Below are 15,682 nucleotides of genomic sequence, written 5' to 3'. Positions count from 1 at the left end.
ACGATGCTTCAAGTATAGAGAGTGCGGGAGATAAAACAGGAAAAATTGATGTGTTTGCCGTCAAAAAAGACCCGGCCCGATGGCCGGGCCGGTTGGGTTATGGCGCCGACGAACCGCCGAATTCCAGATAGATTTTCGCCAGATTCTGGTACTGCGCGAAGCGGTTTTCGTCTACCGCCAGTTCCGCCTGACGACGTTGCTCCTGAGCGTTGAGCCAGTCGGTAATGGTGACGGCGCCCTGTCGGTAGCGCACCTCGTTCAGCCGCTCCGATTTGCGCGCCAGCGCCAATGAAGCCCGCAACTGCGTCTCCTGCGCCAGCAGCTGCGTACGCAATGACAGTGCGTTGTTCACGTCGCCCATAGCTTTGTACAGCGCCTGCTTGAACGCCAGAACCTGCTGTTCATAGTCGTTGCGGGCGATCTTGATATCCACGCCCATTTGCCGCCATTGCAGGAACGGCAGCGTCAGACTGGCGCCGAGGCTGCCCGTCGGGTTGCGCAGGAACTCCAGTAGCGCACTGCTGCTGGCACCCAGCGAGCCGGTCAGGCTGAACGCGGGATAGTATTGCAGCCGTTTCTCGTCGACGTTGGCCAGCGCGGCGCGCAACCGCAGCTCTTTAGCGCTGAGGTCCGGGCGGCGGCTCAAGACGCTGGCGGGAATGCCGGTGTTGATCTGCGGCATCGCCGCCGTCGGCAGACGTGCGGGGACGATGGTGGCCTGGCCTGAAGGCGCACCCAGCAGCACCGCCTGTTCATTCAGCGCCTGTTGGCGTTCGTGCTGCAACGCCAGCAGCCGGCTTTCCTGCGTCAGCAAGCTTTGCTCCGCGTTCACCACGTCCAGCGCCGAGATGCTGCCGGCGCGGTAGCGGGCGTTGGCCAGCCGCAGGGTTTCTTTGGCGTAGGCGATGCTCGCCCGGCTGACGTCGATCTGCTGATTGAGGAAGCCGATGCGCCAGTAATTGGTGGCCGCGTCGGCCAGCAGCGTCAGGCGCGCCGTCTGCAGATCCTGCTCGGAAGCCTGGCTGGCCCACTCGGCGGCGTCGCGCTGGCGCGCCAGTTTGCCCCACAGATCGACTTCATAGCTCGTAGAGAGAGAGGCGCCGCTGGTTTTGTTCCAGGCGGAGGATTCGGACAGCGGGCGATTGATGCCGTTCGTCAACGAAGCGCTGACGGCGGGCGCGGTGCTGATGCCGACGCGTTCCGCTTCGAGCCGCGCGCGGTAAACACGCAGCACGGCGAGGGCCAAATCGTTGTTGCTCGCCATCACCTGTTGCAGCCAACGATCGAGCTCGGGATCGTGGAAATCACGCCAGTCGAACGGCGTCGGTGCGGCATTGTCTGCCGCGTGCTGCCAGCCCGCCGGGTAGTTGACCTGCGGTGCCTGGTAGTCGCTTTTCAGGGCATTGCCGCAGCCGGCGGTGAGCAGGGCGGCGAGGCTTAGCGCCAGGGGGGATAAAATTTTCATGGGTTACTCGCTGGCCAATGAAACGACCGGATCCATCCTTGCCGCTTTGCGGGCGGGGAGATAACCGAAGATCATGCCGATTAAGGTTGAACAGAAAAACGCCGTTGCGGCAGCTTGCCAGGAATAGATGGCGGTGAACATGCCGCCCGCCAGCGAGGTGAACAGCGACCCGGCGGCGAGCGACAGCGCAATGCCCAATGCGCCGCCGATCAGACAGACCAGCACCGCTTCGATCATGAACTGTTGCATGATGTCGCTGCGCCGCGCGCCGACCGCCATGCGCACGCCGATTTCGTGGGTGCGTTCGGTCACCGAAACCAACATGATGTTCATCACGCCGAGGCTGCCGATCACCAGCGAGATCGAGGCTACCATCAGGATCAGCAGGCTGAGCGTCATCGAGGTGCGCTCGATCGACTTACGGAACTGATCGCGGTTGAAGGTCATGAAATCCTTGACGCCGTGGCGCTGGGTCAGCAACTGCGTGATGGCGCTGACGGCGGCATCGCTGGCGACGTCATCCTTCAGCCGCACGGTGATGCCGCTGAGCGTGGTTTTGCCGACCATGCGGTACATCACCGTACTGTAGGGCATCCAAACGCTGATGCGGTTGGGCGCGTAGTTGCGCTCGCTTTTGGCGACGCCGACCACTCGCGCCGGCACCGAGCCGAGAAACACGATCTGGCCGAGCGGCTCGACGCCGAAGTCGCCGAACAGCGCCTGGCGCGCGTTGTCGTCGATGATCACTTCCTGCAGCGCGTTGCGATCGTCGCGGAAGGTGGCGCCTTGCACCAGCGTGATGCCGTTGACGCGGAAATAGTCGCGCCCGACGCCGGTGATTGACGCGGTGGCGGATTTGCTGCGAAAACGGATGCTGTCGGACGCGCTGACTTCCGGGCTGACGCTGTCGACGAAGCTTTGCTGCGCCAGGGCGTCGGCGTCGGCCGGCACCAGGGTGCGGATGCTGTCGATGGCGTCGTCGAAGAAGTCGCGCCCCGGATAGATGCTCACCACGTTGGTGCCGAGCCCTTTGATATTCTCCAGCGTGCGTTGCTTGGCGCCTTCGCCCAGCGCGACGACCGTGACCACGGCGGCGATGCCGAAGATGATGCCGGTCATGGTCAGCGCGGTGCGCAGGCGGTGGGCATTCATCGCCTTCAGCGCCATATGCAGCGATTCGCGGGTGCGGTCGATAAGACTTTGCCAGCCGCTTTGCCGGCTGCGGTTTGGCGACGGCAGCGAAGGACCGGGCGCTGACTGGCGGCCGCTGTCAGCGATGATTTCGCCGTCCCGCAGCTCGATGACGCGCTGTGCATGCTGCGCCACTTTCATGTCGTGGGTGACGATCACCACGGTGTGGCCGCGCTGATTCAGTTCGCTGAGGATCGCCAGCACTTCCTGGCCGGATTGGCTGTCCAGCGCGCCGGTCGGTTCGTCCGCCAAAATGATCTCGCCGCCGTTGATCAGCGAGCGGGCGATGCTGACGCGCTGCTGCTGGCCGCCGGAAAGTTGACCAGGCTTATGGTCTTCGCGTCCCTCCAGGCCTAACCGCGCCAGCAGCTGCGCTGCGCGCCGCCGCCGCTGATCGCGCCTGTCATTGGCATAAATCGCCGGGATCTCGACGTTGCCCAGCGCGCTGAGATCGGGCATCAGGTGATAGCGCTGGAAGATGAAGCCGATATGCTCGCGGCGCAAGCGGGCCAATTCGTCAGGCGACAGATGGGCGGCGTTCTGGCCGCTGATGTAGTAGTCGCCGCGATCCGGCACGTCGAGACAGCCCATGATGTTCATCAGCGTCGATTTGCCGGAACCGGAGGCGCCGATGATCGCCACCAGTTCGCCGGCGGCGATGCTCAGATCGATGTCTTTCAACACCGTCAACGCCTGGCCGCCGTTGGTGTAGGTTCGGCTGATGCCTTTTAGCTCGATGATCGCGTTCACAGGAAGAAGCCATCCTCAGCCGATTTGGCGGCAGGCTGCGACAGCACCACGGCCTCACCGGCTTTCAGACCGCTGAGGATCTGAATATCGACGTTGTTGGTGATGCCGGTGGTCACTTCGCGCGTTTCCAGCCGCTGGTCTTGGGTCAGCACCTGTACCTGCTGCACTTTCCCTTCGGTTTTATGCACCGCCTGGATCGGCACCAGCAGGGCGTTCTTCGCTTCGCCGAGCAGCAAGGAAACCTGCGCGGTCATGGCGATGCGCAGGCGATTTTCCGGGTTAGGTACGTCCAACAGCGCGTTGTAATAGACCGACGCATTCGAGGTGCCGGAGCCGGACGCGGAGCTGGTGCCGGCGAGCGAATCGTCTTTCATCACCGATTCCGGCGCCAGTTCGATGGTGCGCAGCGTGGCGTCGTAGCGTTTATCCGGATCGGAGAAAATCGTGAAGTATGCCTTTTGCCCTGGCGAAATGCGGGTGATGTCGGCTTCGGAGATCTGCGCCTTGATAGTCATCATATCCAGCCGCGCCAGCTTGACGATGGTCGGCGCGCTTTGGCTGGAGTTGACTGTTTGCCCCTGTTGCGTGACCACGGCGATGACGATGCCGTCCATCGGCGCGACCACGCGGGTATAGCCTAGATCGATCTTTTTCTTGTCGACGTCAATCTGCGCCTGTACTAGGCGCGCATTGAGCGAAAGCTGTTCGGCGCGGGTGGTAGCGAGCGCGGTCTCGGCGGTTTCGAAGTCTTCACGCGAGCTGGCTTCGTCGCTCAGCATGCGGCGTTGGCGTTTGAAACGTGATTCCGCCTGTTTCAGCTGCGCCTGTTTGGCCTGCAGCTCGGCTTTGATCACGTTTAGCGCCGCTTCGGCGTTGCGCAGATCGTTGCGCTGTTGCAGATCGTCGATGTCGGCGATCGGCTGGCCTTTGGTGACGCGATCGCCCAGTTTGACCTTCAGCGATTTGACCTCACCGGAGACTCGCGCACCGACGTTGACGCGTTCGACGGCGTCCAGCCGCCCGGTGGCCAGCACGGCGTTTTCGATATCGCCCAGCCGGGCCGGTGCGGTAACGTAATCCTGTTGCGGCGGGCGTTGCCAATAGATGGCCAACGCGACAGCGACGGCGATGAATACGATGACGGCGACCAACGCCAGGCGGCGGGAGGAGAGTTTCAGTGATGGCATACCCAGGTTTTCCATAACGATAAAAGCGGCGGTTCCAGTCTGCCATCATGGCAGCGCCAGCTTGAACTGGCGCTAAACGTCAGGCGCTTTCCCGCTGGAAAGGGGATAGTAAAGGCTTTCTCGCTAAAGATCACGGTGAGTTACTATCCGTTGGGTGTGCAACCGACGGCGATGGGCGTTATACTGGGTAAAAAACCAGTATTCATTCATCAGCAGGATGACACCGCCGCCATGATGCCGAACCGCCTCGAGCCTGAGCTCGATATTTACCAATACCCGGAGCACCTGCGCGCTTGCCTGGCGTCGTTGCCCAAGGGGCCGGGCGTGTATGTGTTCCATGGCCAGAGCGAAAGCCTGCCGCTTTACATCGGCAAAAGCGTCAACGTACGCAGCCGGGTGATGGCGCATTTTCGCGCGCAGGACGAGGCTAAAATGCTGCGTCAAACCCGGCGCATCAGCTTTATCGAGACCGCCGGCGAATTGGGGGCATTGCTGCTGGAGGCGCAGCTGATCAAGCAACAGCAGCCGCTGTTCAACAAACGCCTGCGGCGTTCGAAGCAGCTGTGTGCGCTGCGTTTGCTGGCGGGGAACGTGACGATAGCGCATGCCAAAGAGATTGATTTCGCCGTCACGCCCGATCTCTACGGGCTGTTCGCCAATCGCCACGCCGCGTTGGAAAAGCTGCGCGCCATCGCTGACGAGCATCGATTGTGTTACGGCAAGCTGGGGATCGACAAGCTGCCCGCCGGGCGAGCCTGTTTCCGTTACAGCCTGCGCAAGTGCGCCGGCGCCTGCTGTGGCGTGGAGTCGGCACAGGAACATGCTCTGCGGCTCAGCGCGGCGCTTGAACAGTTGCGCATCGCCTGTTGGCCGTTCGCCGGGCGCGTGGCGCTGGAGGAGCAGGGCGAGGCGCTGCGGCAGTACCATGTTATCCACAATTGGTTTTATCTGGGATCGGTCAGCAGCCTGGCGCAGGCGAAGTTGCTGCAGAGCGCGGCCAGCCACTTTGACAGCGATGGCTACAAGATTCTGTGCAAGCCGCTCATCGGTGGCGATTACCGGATTATTGCGCTGCCTTAATGCCGGAACGCTAGCGATTACCTAAGACTTATCCGTAAATGCATGACATTATGCTAAAAAAGCTTGAGTCCATAATGTTGTTATGGATAATGTCGCCCCGAAGCGAAGGAACGCGCTATTAACTCAGTTGGCAGAGTGATTGGTTTTATAATGGCTTGTTTTGGCTTGAAAATTGATAGACGCGGGTTCGAGTCCTGCATAGCGCGCCAGCTTTCTTTCCCTTCACCTCACCGCGTTTACCGTAAAGCGCACCCGGGTTGATTTGCACTATCGGCTCCTCGTTGGGATTTTCGGGTGTGCTTTACCGTAACCGCTGGCTTTCCTTCCTCTTTCTCTTTCGATCCTTTGCTAAACTGTAATCAGGCAGGCTGTCTGCCCGGCAACAGGAGGTCGATATGTCTCACTCCGAGCAACTGCAGGAGCTCTTGCAACGCGTCGCCGCCCTCGAGGCGAGGGAGAAAGCGCTGACCGCCGCATCCAACGCTTATCAGGCGATTATCACCACCATGTTGGGCAATATGGAGAAGGCCGAACGTGACCGGATCATCGCCATGATCGATCAGGCCCATGAAATCGCCTACGCCCGCGCCATTCAACGCAGCAACGAACCGCAAAAGCAAAAAATCAAACAGGCCGACGACGTCGCCCAGCGCATGTTCATGTTTGCGCAAGGCAAAGCCGCTCAGCCGCGCTGAAGCCGAACTATAACAGTTGCCGTCATTAAGTTGGCTAACTGATCTACTCGGCAAAACTGTACTTGTGTTACTTTTAGCGGTGAGATTTGATGGCAATGCTGTTTCCAGCATAAGGTTGTAACGATGGACGCGATTAAAAGCATCTTGGTTAAAGAGATTGAACAGATCAATCGGCGCGAGGGGCGCGACGGCAAGCCGCGTTTCAACAGCGAATTCGCCCGCACTCACCGCTATTTGTGCCTTGCCATGTTCGCCGGTTACTTCGCGGTGATCGCCGTGATGTATCAGGTGCCGTATATGGGGATGTATGCCTTCCTGGGCTTCACCGCCTTCGTGCTGTTCATGTTCGCCATGCTGCTGATCGAGATTCGGCCGGTGTATCGTTTCGAGGACATCGGGGTGCTGGATTTGCGGGTTTGCTACAACGGCGAATGGTACTTCACCCGCGCGCTGTCGCCTTATGCGGTGCAGCAGCTGCTGGATGAGCCGTCCATCGGCGCCGCGCTGAAACAGAAGATGCGAATCATCATCGGCAACAAGGGCGAAATCGATTTCTACGACGTGTACGACATGGCCTACGGAAAAAAGCCGCAGGATGAGCCGTCTCAGCTGGCGGCGGCGAACTGAAAGGTTTCCGGCCGGCGGCTTGTCGATTATACTCAGCGTTTGAACGTGAAGCAGAATAAGGACCAAGCGATGAGCGATGATATTTTCGATTTTGATATCGATGCCGAACTGGCGAAAGCCGAAGAAAAAGCGGCGCAGAAGGCAAAAGAGGTTCCTGAGTTCCTCGAGGACGAAGCGGACTGCGAAGGCTGCAAGATCTGATCGCCTGCCCCATAAAAAAAACCGCCGCGGCGGTTTTTTTTATGTCTGAGCATCGCGCGGCGTCAATCCAGCACGAATCCCCAGATCAGGAACGCCGCCACCAAAATCAGGCAAAGCGCGGACACCGTCACCAGTATTTTCCCCAGAATGTCTTTTTCTTGTTCCCGCTGCGTCACGTTGAAGTTATCCAATTAAAAGTCTATGGACCAAACCGGCGATGCCGAGATCGAGCGCCGCTACGCCCAGCGCCATGATCATTATCACCGAAAGAAATCGAGTCTTGCCGTTCACATCCCTAATCCCTGTCGGCGCCGTTATATCAAAGGGATATAATTTGGCGGCGCCGTACTGCATACATCGTGATAGAGATTAAGAGCGTTCTTAAGGCCAGAAGTTCCCTCATCTGATAGGCCGGCGCCTGAGCTGCAGCGTTAGTCGGTCACGATCCGCACGCCTATCTTGCTGACTTGATTGCCTTCCATTTCGGCGATGGTCCAGGTCAGACCGTCCCATTCCACCTGGTCGCCGATGACCGGTTCACCGCCGATCAATTGAATAACAAACTGGCCGAGCGTCTGCTGCTCATCCACGTCGTCTTGCAGATTGAGGCCATAGACCTGCGAGATATCGCTCAAACGGGCGTCGGACTGCAGGATAAAGTCGCCGAAGAACCGCTCATCGAGCGTCACGGCCGGCGCCTGGCTGAACAGCTTGCCGAGGATCGGCAGATCGTGCTCATGGCCGATAACGCACAGAATATCGTTCTCTCGCAGCCGGGTGCTGCCGCTCGGGTGCAGCAGTTCTTTGCCGCGGAACAGGGCGGCGATGCGGGTGTTGGGCGGCATTTTCAGCTCGCGCAGCGCCGCGCCGACGCACCAGTTTTCCGCCGAAAGTTGATAGACGAACTGCTCCCACTGGTTTTCCGGGTGCACGTCCAGCCCGACGCGGGAGATCGGCGTCAGCGCCGGCGGCACGATCACCTTGGCTTTTTTGGCGGCGAAAGACAGCGTGGTGCCCTGCAGCAGCAGGGAGACCAGCACCACGAAGAACGCCACGTTGAAGAACAGCTGGGCGTTGGGCAAGCCGGCCATCATCGGGAACACCGCCAGGATCACCGGCACCGCGCCGCGCAGGCCAACCCAGGAGATAAAGCCGCGCTCGCGCAGGGTAAAGCTGCGAAACGGCAGCAGGCCGATAAACACCGACAGCGGGCGGGCGAACAGGATCATCCACAGCGACAGCAGCAGGGCAGGGATGGCGATCGGCAGCAGCTCGTGTGGATTAAGCAGCAGGCCGAGCACCAGGAACATGCCGATCTGGCTGAGCCACGCCAGGCCATCGAAGGTTTGCACGATGCCGTGACGGTTGCGGATCGGCCGGTTGCCCAGCAGCAGGCCGCACAGGTACACCGCCAGAATGCCGCTGCCGTCCAGCGCGGTGGTCAGCGCGAAAATGAGAATGCCGCCGCTCACCGCCAGCAACGGATAGAGGCCGTCGGCCAGCTTGATGTGGTTGATCAGCGTCAGCAGCAGCCAGCCGCCGCCCAAACCGAAGACGATGCCCATGCCGAACTGCTGCATCAGATGCAGCGGGAAGGTCCAGCTTAGCGCGGTTTCCCCGGCGGCGATCATCGCAATCAGCGTGATAGTGAGAAATACCGCCATCGGATCGTTGCTGCCGGATTCGATCTCCAGCGTGGCGCTAACGCGTTCGTTCAAGCCTTTGCCGCCGAGGAGCGAGAAGACTGCAGCGGCGTCGGTGGAACCGATGATGGCGCCGATCAGCAACCCCTGCAGCAGATCGAGATTGAACAGCCAGGCGGCGGCCATGCCGGTCAGGCCGGCGGTGATCACCACGCCAATGGTGGCGAGAGAGAGCGCCGGCCACAGGGCGACGCGGAAAGAGCTGACCCGGGTGCGCATGCCGCCGTCGAGCAGGATCACCGCCAACGCGAGGTTACTGACCAGATAAGCGACCGGGTAATTGCTGAAGACGATACCGCCTGGCCCGTCGACGCCGGCCAGCATGCCGATCGCCAGGAAGATCACCAGGATCGGAATGCCGAGCCGGGAAGAAAATGAGCTGAGCAGAATGCTTGCCCCCACCAGCACGGCACCGATGACGAACAAACTGTTAATGGTGCTGGCATCCAAAATATCGCTCTCCTGAGGCTGGGGGATAGGGGGCACTGCGCTGGTGTCGATGATAACGTGTTTAGTGGGTAAAACGCCAAGGCTGATTGCGAAAACAACCGATCAATTATTGCCCTTTGGTGCGATTAACCGAAGAAAGTGAGGGGAAGAGGGAGAATGCTGCCTTTTATCCAACATTATCAGTCTGCTGTATTTCTGCTTTGGCAACAATGCCCGATCGTGGCTGAGGGAAAAACCATTAAGCCCGCGCAGGCAGGCTTAATGGTTTGCAGGCGCGGCAGGGTTAATGGTCGAGCGATTCCAGCGCCCGCTTGATTAGCTCGGTCGCCAGCTTGCTTTCCGTTTCGGAAATGCCGTCGAGATTGAAGTTGGCGAGTTCAGTTACCAAAACGCTGCGTTCTTTGCCGCTGATCGAAGCGTCCAGCGCGGACAGCAGCCGGCCGAGGATCTTCAGCAAGGTGGCGTTTTCCGCTACGGCTTCCTCAGCCGGTGGGGTTTTATCGGTCATTCAAAATCCTCTCTGTCGTGACGGAAGGGAGAAACAGCTAGCGCCATCGAATATATCAAGCGGTCGCGCAGCCCCTCGGGGGTGTTGAGCCCAATCGCTACCGTAAGGCAGGGATCCGGATTTCTACTTATGCATTGCAGTTATAACGCCTAGGTTATCTATGCAGCCGTATCACTTTGCCTCAACGGTCGACGCCAGGCTGAGCAATGTGTGCTCTGCATGCAAACCACCAGTATAGGCTTTTTACGCGGCGTAAATATGACAGGAAATCCCTGCAAACGATCGGGTTTACAGGGAGGGAAGGTTATTGCGGCTTGCCGGAGAACAGGAAACGCAGCACCGGAATACGCCTATGCAGTTCATATAAAGCGAAGGCCAGCGAGAACACAAACAGCAGGCCCAGCAAGAATCCCAACAGATTGTTGCCGATATAAGGCGTCACGAAGGCGCCATATATCAGCGTCAGAGGATGGTGCACCAGATATATAAACAGCGAGGCGTTGACCAGATAGGTGATGCGCGGCGAGTGATAATTCAGCAGGTTATGCCCGAAAGAGAACACCACATTGGTCATCAGAATCCCCATTAGGGTTTTGATCACCACTTCCAGTTCGAACATATAGCTGCTGTGCGCCAGCAGTTTCTGGTTCAGCATATACGCGATAAACAGCAGCAGTGAGCCGAGCAGCGCCAGCGGCGAACGGCGCAGGAAAATCTCCTTAAGCCACACGTACTTAAACGCATAGGCGCCGAGGATGAAGAACGGCAGGTAGAACATCGTCTCCATCACCACGAAATTGAACAGGCCGTTGGATAATAGCTGCGGCGCGAAAATCAAAATAATACGGTGCGCGGCCGAATAGCATACCGCATAAATAAAGAAACACAGTGAGATGTTTCCTAATCCCCGCATTCTATTTATTAAGGCTGGGATATGCTCACGGGTTTGACGCTTGATTTTACGGAACAGATAAAAACAGGCGCAGGTTAACAGTGATAACGTCAATAAGAACCACAGATGAGAAACCAATTCCCAAACTGTTACATTTATTTTCTGATAGAGAGAAAACGTATCCCAGCCATTTAATTTATCGGTGAAATATTTCAGCATAAAGAACTGCGGCACCGTTATTAGCGGGATGGAACTCAGCAGCGGGATCGCCACCCGTTCCAGCCTGACCTTCAGCCACTGATGTCGCTCGTAGCGTTCGTAAAGCATGTAGGAGAAGTAGCCGGATATCACGAAGAACACCTGCATGCGGAAGGCGTGGATGAAGTCGTTCAGCACCGTGAGCGAGAAGGAGGGCGACGCGCTGTTCACCGCCCAGGCATGGCTGGAATAAATCAGGGAGAGGTGAAACGGAATGCCGAGCAACATCAAATAGGCTCGGATCGAATCGAGGAAAAACTCGCGCTGTTTGCTGCCTTTAGTCATAGATTACCGCTGGTGATTTAATCGGGTGCTCATTAACACGCTTAATAAGTCGTCAAAGGTTAAATTGTTATCCGAAACCCTACTATAGCCCCCCGCATTTTTCCATAGCGTCTTGTTGCGCGGCTTGCTACGCTGGTGCTCCATCAGCTGCTTAAACAATGAGCCGTAAACATGAACCATCCATTTATCATGTTGTCGGAAAGCTGAGTAATCCATTAATATGGATTTAAAATGATTTGAGCACACGAATAGGGGGGGATGTGCTAGTTAATATATTATCCGGACAACCACGCGCCACGAGCGTTCGTTGGTTAGGTGCCACCGTATTGTTCACGCTGTTCAGTGCGCCGGCGTGGGCCTTTTCTATTGATGATGTGGCCAAGCAGGCGCAGGATCTGGCTGCGAAAGGTTTCGAAGCCCCGAAGAGCAACCTTCCTTCTCAGTTCCGCGAGATGAAGTTCGCAGACTATCAGCAGATTCAGTTCAATCACGATAAAGCCTATTGGAGCAAGCTGAAAACCCCTTTCAAGCTTGAGTTTTATCATCAGGGGATGTACTTCGATACGCCGGTGAAAATCAACGAGGTCACCTCCACCAGCGTAAAACAGATCAAATACAGCCCGGATTACTTCAATTTCGGTTCGGTCAAGCACGATCCTGAATCGGTGAAGAACCTCGGCTTTGCCGGCTTTAAGGTGATCTACCCGATCAACAGCGCCGACAAAAACGATGAGATCATGAGCCTGCTGGGCGCGAGCTATTTCCGCGTGGTGGGTAAAGGGCAGGTTTACGGGCTTTCCGCTCGTGGCCTGGCTATCGATACCGCTTTGCCGTCCGGCGAAGAGTTCCCGCGTTTCCGCGAATTCTGGGTTGAGCGTCCGAAGCAGGGCGACAAACACCTGGTGATCTACGCGCTGCTGGATTCCCCGCGCGCTACCGGCGCTTACCGTTTCACGGTGATCCCGGGTCGCGATACCACCGTGGACGTCGAGTCCAAAGTGTTCCTGCGCGACAAAGTGGGCAAACTGGGCCTGGCGCCGCTGACCAGCATGTACCTGTTCGGGCCAAACCAGCCGTCGCCGACGCTGAACTACCGCCCGGCGCTGCACGATTCCAACGGCCTGTCCATCCACGCTGGCAACGGCGAGTGGATCTGGCGCCCGCTGAACAATCCTAAACACCTGTCCGTCAGCACCTATACCGTCGAGAATCCGAAAGGCTTCGGCCTGCTGCAGCGCGGCCGCAACTTCAAGGATTACGAAGATCTGGACGATCGTTACGATCTGCGCCCGAGCGCCTGGATCGAACCGAAGGGCGACTGGGGTAAAGGCAAGGTCGAGCTGGTGGAGATCCCGACGGCGGATGAAACCAACGACAACATCGTCGCATTCTGGACGCCGGACACCTTGCCGGAAGCCAAAAAACCGCTGACGCTGAGCTACCGTCTGAACTTCACCCGCGATGAAGATAAACTGCATTCGCAAGACATTGCCTATGTGGCGCGCACTATGCGTTCGACCGGCGACGTGAAGCAGTCGAACCTGATTCGCGAGCCTGACGGCAGCGTGGCCTTCCTGGTCGACTTCGTCGGCCCGGTGCTGAAAGGGCTGGACGCCAACACGCCGGTCGCTTCTCAGATCAGCATCGGCGACAACGGTGAAATGGTAGAAAACAACGTCCGCTATAACCCAGTGACCAAAGGCTGGCGCCTGACGGTGCGTCTGAAAGTGAAAGACGACAAAAAACCGGTAGAAATGCGCGCGGCGCTGGTCAATGGCGATAAGACTCTGTCGGAAACCTGGAGCTATCAGCTACCTGCCAATGAATAAGCCTACTCAACCCGCCCAGGATTATCTTGCGGCGCTGCCTCTGACCGCTGAGCGGTCGGAGGCGCTCACCCCTCAAACGGCGGATGACGCTCAGGCACTGGAGGCGCTCCATCGGCAGATGGGCGCCGCCGACGCCAACGTCAATAGCCTGTCGGCGGATGACGTGGCGCTGGCCTCGGTCAAACCGCGTATCGAAAGCGCCTGGCCGGATGCGGTCAGCGATGACGACTTCGATACCGACGCCGAAGGGCGCGCCATTCTGAAAGCGACGCCGCCGATCAAACGCACCACCATGTTCCCGGAAGCCTGGCGCACCAACCCGGTGGCGCGCTTCTGGGATTCTCTGCTGGGGCGTTCGCCGCACAATCGGCACGCCACCAAAGAGGAGGCCGAGGCCGAGAACCGCTGGCGTGTCGTCGGTTCGATGCGCCGCTATGTGCTGCTGGTGCTGATGCTGGTGCAGACCGGCATCGCCACCTGGTACATGAAAACCATCCTGCCTTATCAGGGCTGGGCGCTGATCGATCCTATCGCCATGCTGGATCAGGACCTGATGCAGTCGGTGTTGCAGCTGCTGCCGTATGTGCTGCAGACCGGCATTCTGATCCTGTTCGCCGTGCTTTTCTGCTGGGTCTCGGCCGGTTTCTGGACCGCGCTGATGGGCTTCCTGCAACTGCTGATCGGCAAGGACAAATACAGCATTTCCTCCACCATCAAGGGTGATGAGCCGATCAACCCGGCGCACCGCACCGCGCTGATCATGCCGATCTGCAACGAAGACGTCGAGCGCGTGTTCGCCGGCCTGCGTGCGACCTATGAGTCCGTCGCCGCCACCGGTCAGCTGGAACACTTCGATATCTACGTGCTGAGCGACAGCTACGATCCGGACATTTGCGTGGCCGAGCAAAAGGCGTGGATGGAACTGTGTCGCGATGTCGACGGCCACGGCCGTATCTTCTATCGCCGCCGCCGCCGCCGCGTAAAACGCAAGAGCGGCAACATCGACGACTTCTGCCGTCGCTGGGGCGGCGAGTACAGCTACATGGTGATCCTGGACGCCGACAGCGTGATGAGCGGCGAATGCCTCACCGGGCTGGTGCGCCTGATGGAAGCCAACCCGAACGCCGGCATCATCCAGTCCGCGCCGAAGGCGTCCGGTATGGATACCCTGTATGCGCGCGTGCAGCAGTTCGCCACCCGCGTTTACGGGCCGCTGTTTACCGCCGGTCTGCATTTCTGGCAGTTGGGCGAGTCGCACTATTGGGGCCATAACGCCATCATCCGCGTGAAGCCGTTTATCGAGCACTGTGCGCTGGCGCCGCTGCCGGGCGAGGGCTCTTTCGCCGGTTCTATCTTGTCGCACGACTTCGTTGAGGCCGCGCTGATGCGCCGCGCCGGCTGGGGCGTGTGGATCGCTTACGATCTGCCGGGCAGTTACGAAGAGCTGCCGCCGAACCTGTTGGATGAGCTGAAGCGCGACCGTCGCTGGTGCCACGGCAACTTGATGAACTTCCGCCTGTTCCTGGTGAAAGGCATGCACCCGGTGCACCGGGCGGTGTTCCTCACCGGCGTGATGTCCTACCTGTCGGCGCCGCTGTGGTTCATGTTCCTGGCGCTCTCCACCGCGTTGCAGGTGGTGCACACGCTGATGGAGCCGCAATACTTCCTGCAGCCGCGGCAGCTGTTCCCGGTTTGGCCGCAGTGGCGGCCGGAGCTGGCGATAGCGCTGTTCTCCACAACGCTGGTGCTGCTGTTCCTGCCGAAGCTGCTCAGCATCGTGCTGATCTGGGCCAAGGGCGCGAAAGAGTATGGTGGGGCGTTCCGTCTGTTCATTTCGATGCTGATGGAAATGCTGTTCTCGGTGCTGCTGGCGCCGGTGCGCATGCTGTTCCATACCGTGTTCGTGGTGAGCGCTTTCCTTGGTTGGGAAGTGGTGTGGAATTCGCCGCAGCGTGACGATGACGATACGCCGTGGGGCGAAGCGTTCCGCCGCCATGGTTCGCAGATGTTGCTGGGCCTGGTGTGGGCCGGCGGCATGGCGTGGCTGGATCTGCGCTTCCTGTGGTGGCTGTCGCCGATCGTGTTCTCGCTGATCCTGTCGCCGTTCGTGTCGGTGCTGTCGAGCCGCGCGACGCTGGGCATGAAAAGCAAACGCGCCAAGCTGTTCCTGATCCCGGAAGAGTACAATCCGCCGCGTGAGCTGCTGGCGACGGAAGAGTACCTGCATCTCAACCGTAATCGTGCGCTGACCAACGGCTTTATGCACGCGGTGGTCAACCCGTCCTTCAACGCGCTGGCGACAGCGCTGGCGACGGCGCGTCACCATCTGCGCGCCACGCTCGATCGCAACCGCGAAGAGCGGGTGAACGAAGCGTTGCAGCTGGGGCCGGAGAAGCTGGTGAAGGGCAAACGTCTGGAGCTGTTGAGCGATCCGGTCACCCTGGCTCGTCTGCACCAGCGCGTCTGGCTGTTGCCGGAAGGCGCCGCCTGGCGTGAGCATTATCAGCAGTTGCCGCATAACCCGCTGGCGCACCCAACGGGCCGGCGTTAACCGCTAAACG

13 protein-coding genes and 1 tRNA gene are annotated in these 15,682 nt (G+C 59.1%); 7 read left to right on the top strand and 7 right to left on the bottom strand.

Annotated elements, in window-relative coordinates:
- Positions 1–97 precede the first annotated feature (97 nt).
- Genes ACRAWE_RS10735 through ACRAWE_RS10725 form a run of 3 tightly spaced genes read right to left on the bottom strand, consistent with a single transcriptional unit; the run spans position 98 to position 4,608 of the window.
- Positions 98–1,465 (bottom strand): TolC family protein, encoded by a 1,368-nt coding sequence (locus ACRAWE_RS10735; RefSeq protein ID WP_432525333.1) that lies wholly within the window; start codon positions 1,463–1,465, stop codon positions 98–100.
- A 3-nt stretch (positions 1,466–1,468) separates the two neighbouring features.
- Positions 1,469–3,406 (bottom strand): MacB family efflux pump subunit, encoded by a 1,938-nt coding sequence (locus ACRAWE_RS10730; RefSeq protein ID WP_432525332.1) that lies wholly within the window; start codon positions 3,404–3,406, stop codon positions 1,469–1,471.
- The gene (locus tag ACRAWE_RS10725) at positions 3,403–4,608 is read right to left on the bottom strand and encodes an efflux RND transporter periplasmic adaptor subunit (RefSeq protein ID WP_019455881.1); all 1,206 of its coding nucleotides are present in this window, start codon (positions 4,606–4,608) and stop codon (positions 3,403–3,405) included. The genes ACRAWE_RS10730 and ACRAWE_RS10725 overlap by 4 nt, the downstream gene beginning before the upstream one ends.
- A gap of 216 nt (positions 4,609–4,824) precedes the next feature.
- Here ACRAWE_RS10725 and cho point away from each other — a divergent pair, with 216 nt between their 5' ends.
- The 5 genes from cho to ACRAWE_RS10700 all read left to right on the top strand — a co-directional run bounded on the left by cho (position 4,825) and on the right by ACRAWE_RS10700 (position 7,196).
- The gene (gene cho, locus ACRAWE_RS10720) at positions 4,825–5,673 is read left to right on the top strand and encodes an excinuclease Cho (RefSeq protein WP_063919599.1); all 849 of its coding nucleotides are present in this window, start codon (positions 4,825–4,827) and stop codon (positions 5,671–5,673) included.
- A gap of 112 nt (positions 5,674–5,785) precedes the next feature.
- A tRNA-OTHER gene (locus ACRAWE_RS10715) sits at positions 5,786–5,882 on the top strand.
- A 186-nt stretch (positions 5,883–6,068) separates the two neighbouring features.
- Entirely contained in the window at positions 6,069–6,368 is a 300-nt protein-coding gene (locus ACRAWE_RS10710; protein ID WP_019455879.1) for a sigma-S stabilization anti-adapter protein IraP, read from the top strand.
- A 123-nt stretch (positions 6,369–6,491) separates the two neighbouring features.
- Complete coding sequence (locus tag ACRAWE_RS10705) at positions 6,492–6,995, top strand: YlaC family protein (protein WP_015377412.1); 504 nt, start codon at positions 6,492–6,494, stop codon at positions 6,993–6,995.
- Positions 6,996–7,064: 69 nt separating this feature from the next.
- Complete coding sequence (locus tag ACRAWE_RS10700; RefSeq protein WP_432525331.1) at positions 7,065–7,196, top strand: hypothetical protein; 132 nt, start codon at positions 7,065–7,067, stop codon at positions 7,194–7,196.
- A 62-nt stretch (positions 7,197–7,258) separates the two neighbouring features.
- Here the strand turns inward: ACRAWE_RS10700 and ACRAWE_RS10695 are convergent, their stop codons facing one another.
- The 4 genes from ACRAWE_RS10695 to mdoC form a co-directional block, all read right to left on the bottom strand.
- Positions 7,259–7,387 (bottom strand): hypothetical protein, encoded by a 129-nt coding sequence (locus ACRAWE_RS10695; protein ID WP_019455877.1) that lies wholly within the window; start codon positions 7,385–7,387, stop codon positions 7,259–7,261.
- Between the two features lie 240 nt (positions 7,388–7,627).
- Complete coding sequence (locus tag ACRAWE_RS10690) at positions 7,628–9,349, bottom strand: potassium/proton antiporter (protein WP_019455875.1); 1,722 nt, start codon at positions 9,347–9,349, stop codon at positions 7,628–7,630.
- Between the two features lie 283 nt (positions 9,350–9,632).
- Positions 9,633–9,857, bottom strand: coding sequence for a hypothetical protein (locus ACRAWE_RS10685; protein ID WP_019455874.1), 225 nt, complete (start codon positions 9,855–9,857; stop codon positions 9,633–9,635).
- A gap of 304 nt (positions 9,858–10,161) precedes the next feature.
- Complete coding sequence (gene mdoC / locus ACRAWE_RS10680) at positions 10,162–11,292, bottom strand: glucans biosynthesis protein MdoC (RefSeq protein ID WP_432525330.1); 1,131 nt, start codon at positions 11,290–11,292, stop codon at positions 10,162–10,164.
- Between the two features lie 260 nt (positions 11,293–11,552).
- On the opposite strand from mdoC, the gene ACRAWE_RS10675 reads away from it, so the two are divergent.
- Positions 11,553–13,121: a glucan biosynthesis protein G gene (locus ACRAWE_RS10675; RefSeq protein ID WP_432525329.1), complete on the top strand. Its 1,569-nt coding sequence runs from the start codon at positions 11,553–11,555 to the stop codon at positions 13,119–13,121.
- Positions 13,114–15,672: a glucans biosynthesis glucosyltransferase MdoH gene (gene mdoH / locus ACRAWE_RS10670; RefSeq protein ID WP_025159952.1), complete on the top strand. Its 2,559-nt coding sequence runs from the start codon at positions 13,114–13,116 to the stop codon at positions 15,670–15,672. Before ACRAWE_RS10675 ends, mdoH begins: the two co-directional genes overlap by 8 nt.
- Positions 15,673–15,682 lie beyond the last annotated feature (10 nt).

The organism is Serratia sp. BFP-2025, from assembly GCF_050880365.1.
In the GTDB taxonomy this organism is placed as follows: domain Bacteria; phylum Pseudomonadota; class Gammaproteobacteria; order Enterobacterales; family Enterobacteriaceae; genus Serratia; species Serratia surfactantfaciens.
Note: the sequence above shows the minus strand (reverse complement) of the source record. Positions and strands in the feature narration are given on the sequence as shown.

Bases quoted from the DNA above. Each gene is read 5' to 3' on its own strand.
- ACRAWE_RS10735 (WP_432525333.1), bottom strand. From the start codon at position 1,465: ATGAAAATTTTATCCCCCCTGGCGCTAAGCCTCGCCGCCCTGCTCACC.
- ACRAWE_RS10725 (WP_019455881.1), bottom strand. From the start codon at position 4,608: ATGGAAAACCTGGGTATGCCATCACTGAAACTCTCCTCCCGCCGCCTG.
- cho (WP_063919599.1), top strand. From the start codon at position 4,825: ATGATGCCGAACCGCCTCGAGCCTGAGCTCGATATTTACCAATACCCG.
- ACRAWE_RS10710 (WP_019455879.1), top strand. From the start codon at position 6,069: ATGTCTCACTCCGAGCAACTGCAGGAGCTCTTGCAACGCGTCGCCGCC.
- ACRAWE_RS10705 (WP_015377412.1), top strand. From the start codon at position 6,492: ATGGACGCGATTAAAAGCATCTTGGTTAAAGAGATTGAACAGATCAAT.
- ACRAWE_RS10700 (WP_432525331.1), top strand. From the start codon at position 7,065: ATGAGCGATGATATTTTCGATTTTGATATCGATGCCGAACTGGCGAAA.
- ACRAWE_RS10685 (WP_019455874.1), bottom strand. From the start codon at position 9,857: ATGACCGATAAAACCCCACCGGCTGAGGAAGCCGTAGCGGAAAACGCC.
- mdoC (WP_432525330.1), bottom strand. From the start codon at position 11,292: ATGACTAAAGGCAGCAAACAGCGCGAGTTTTTCCTCGATTCGATCCGA.
- mdoH (WP_025159952.1), top strand. From the start codon at position 13,114: ATGAATAAGCCTACTCAACCCGCCCAGGATTATCTTGCGGCGCTGCCT.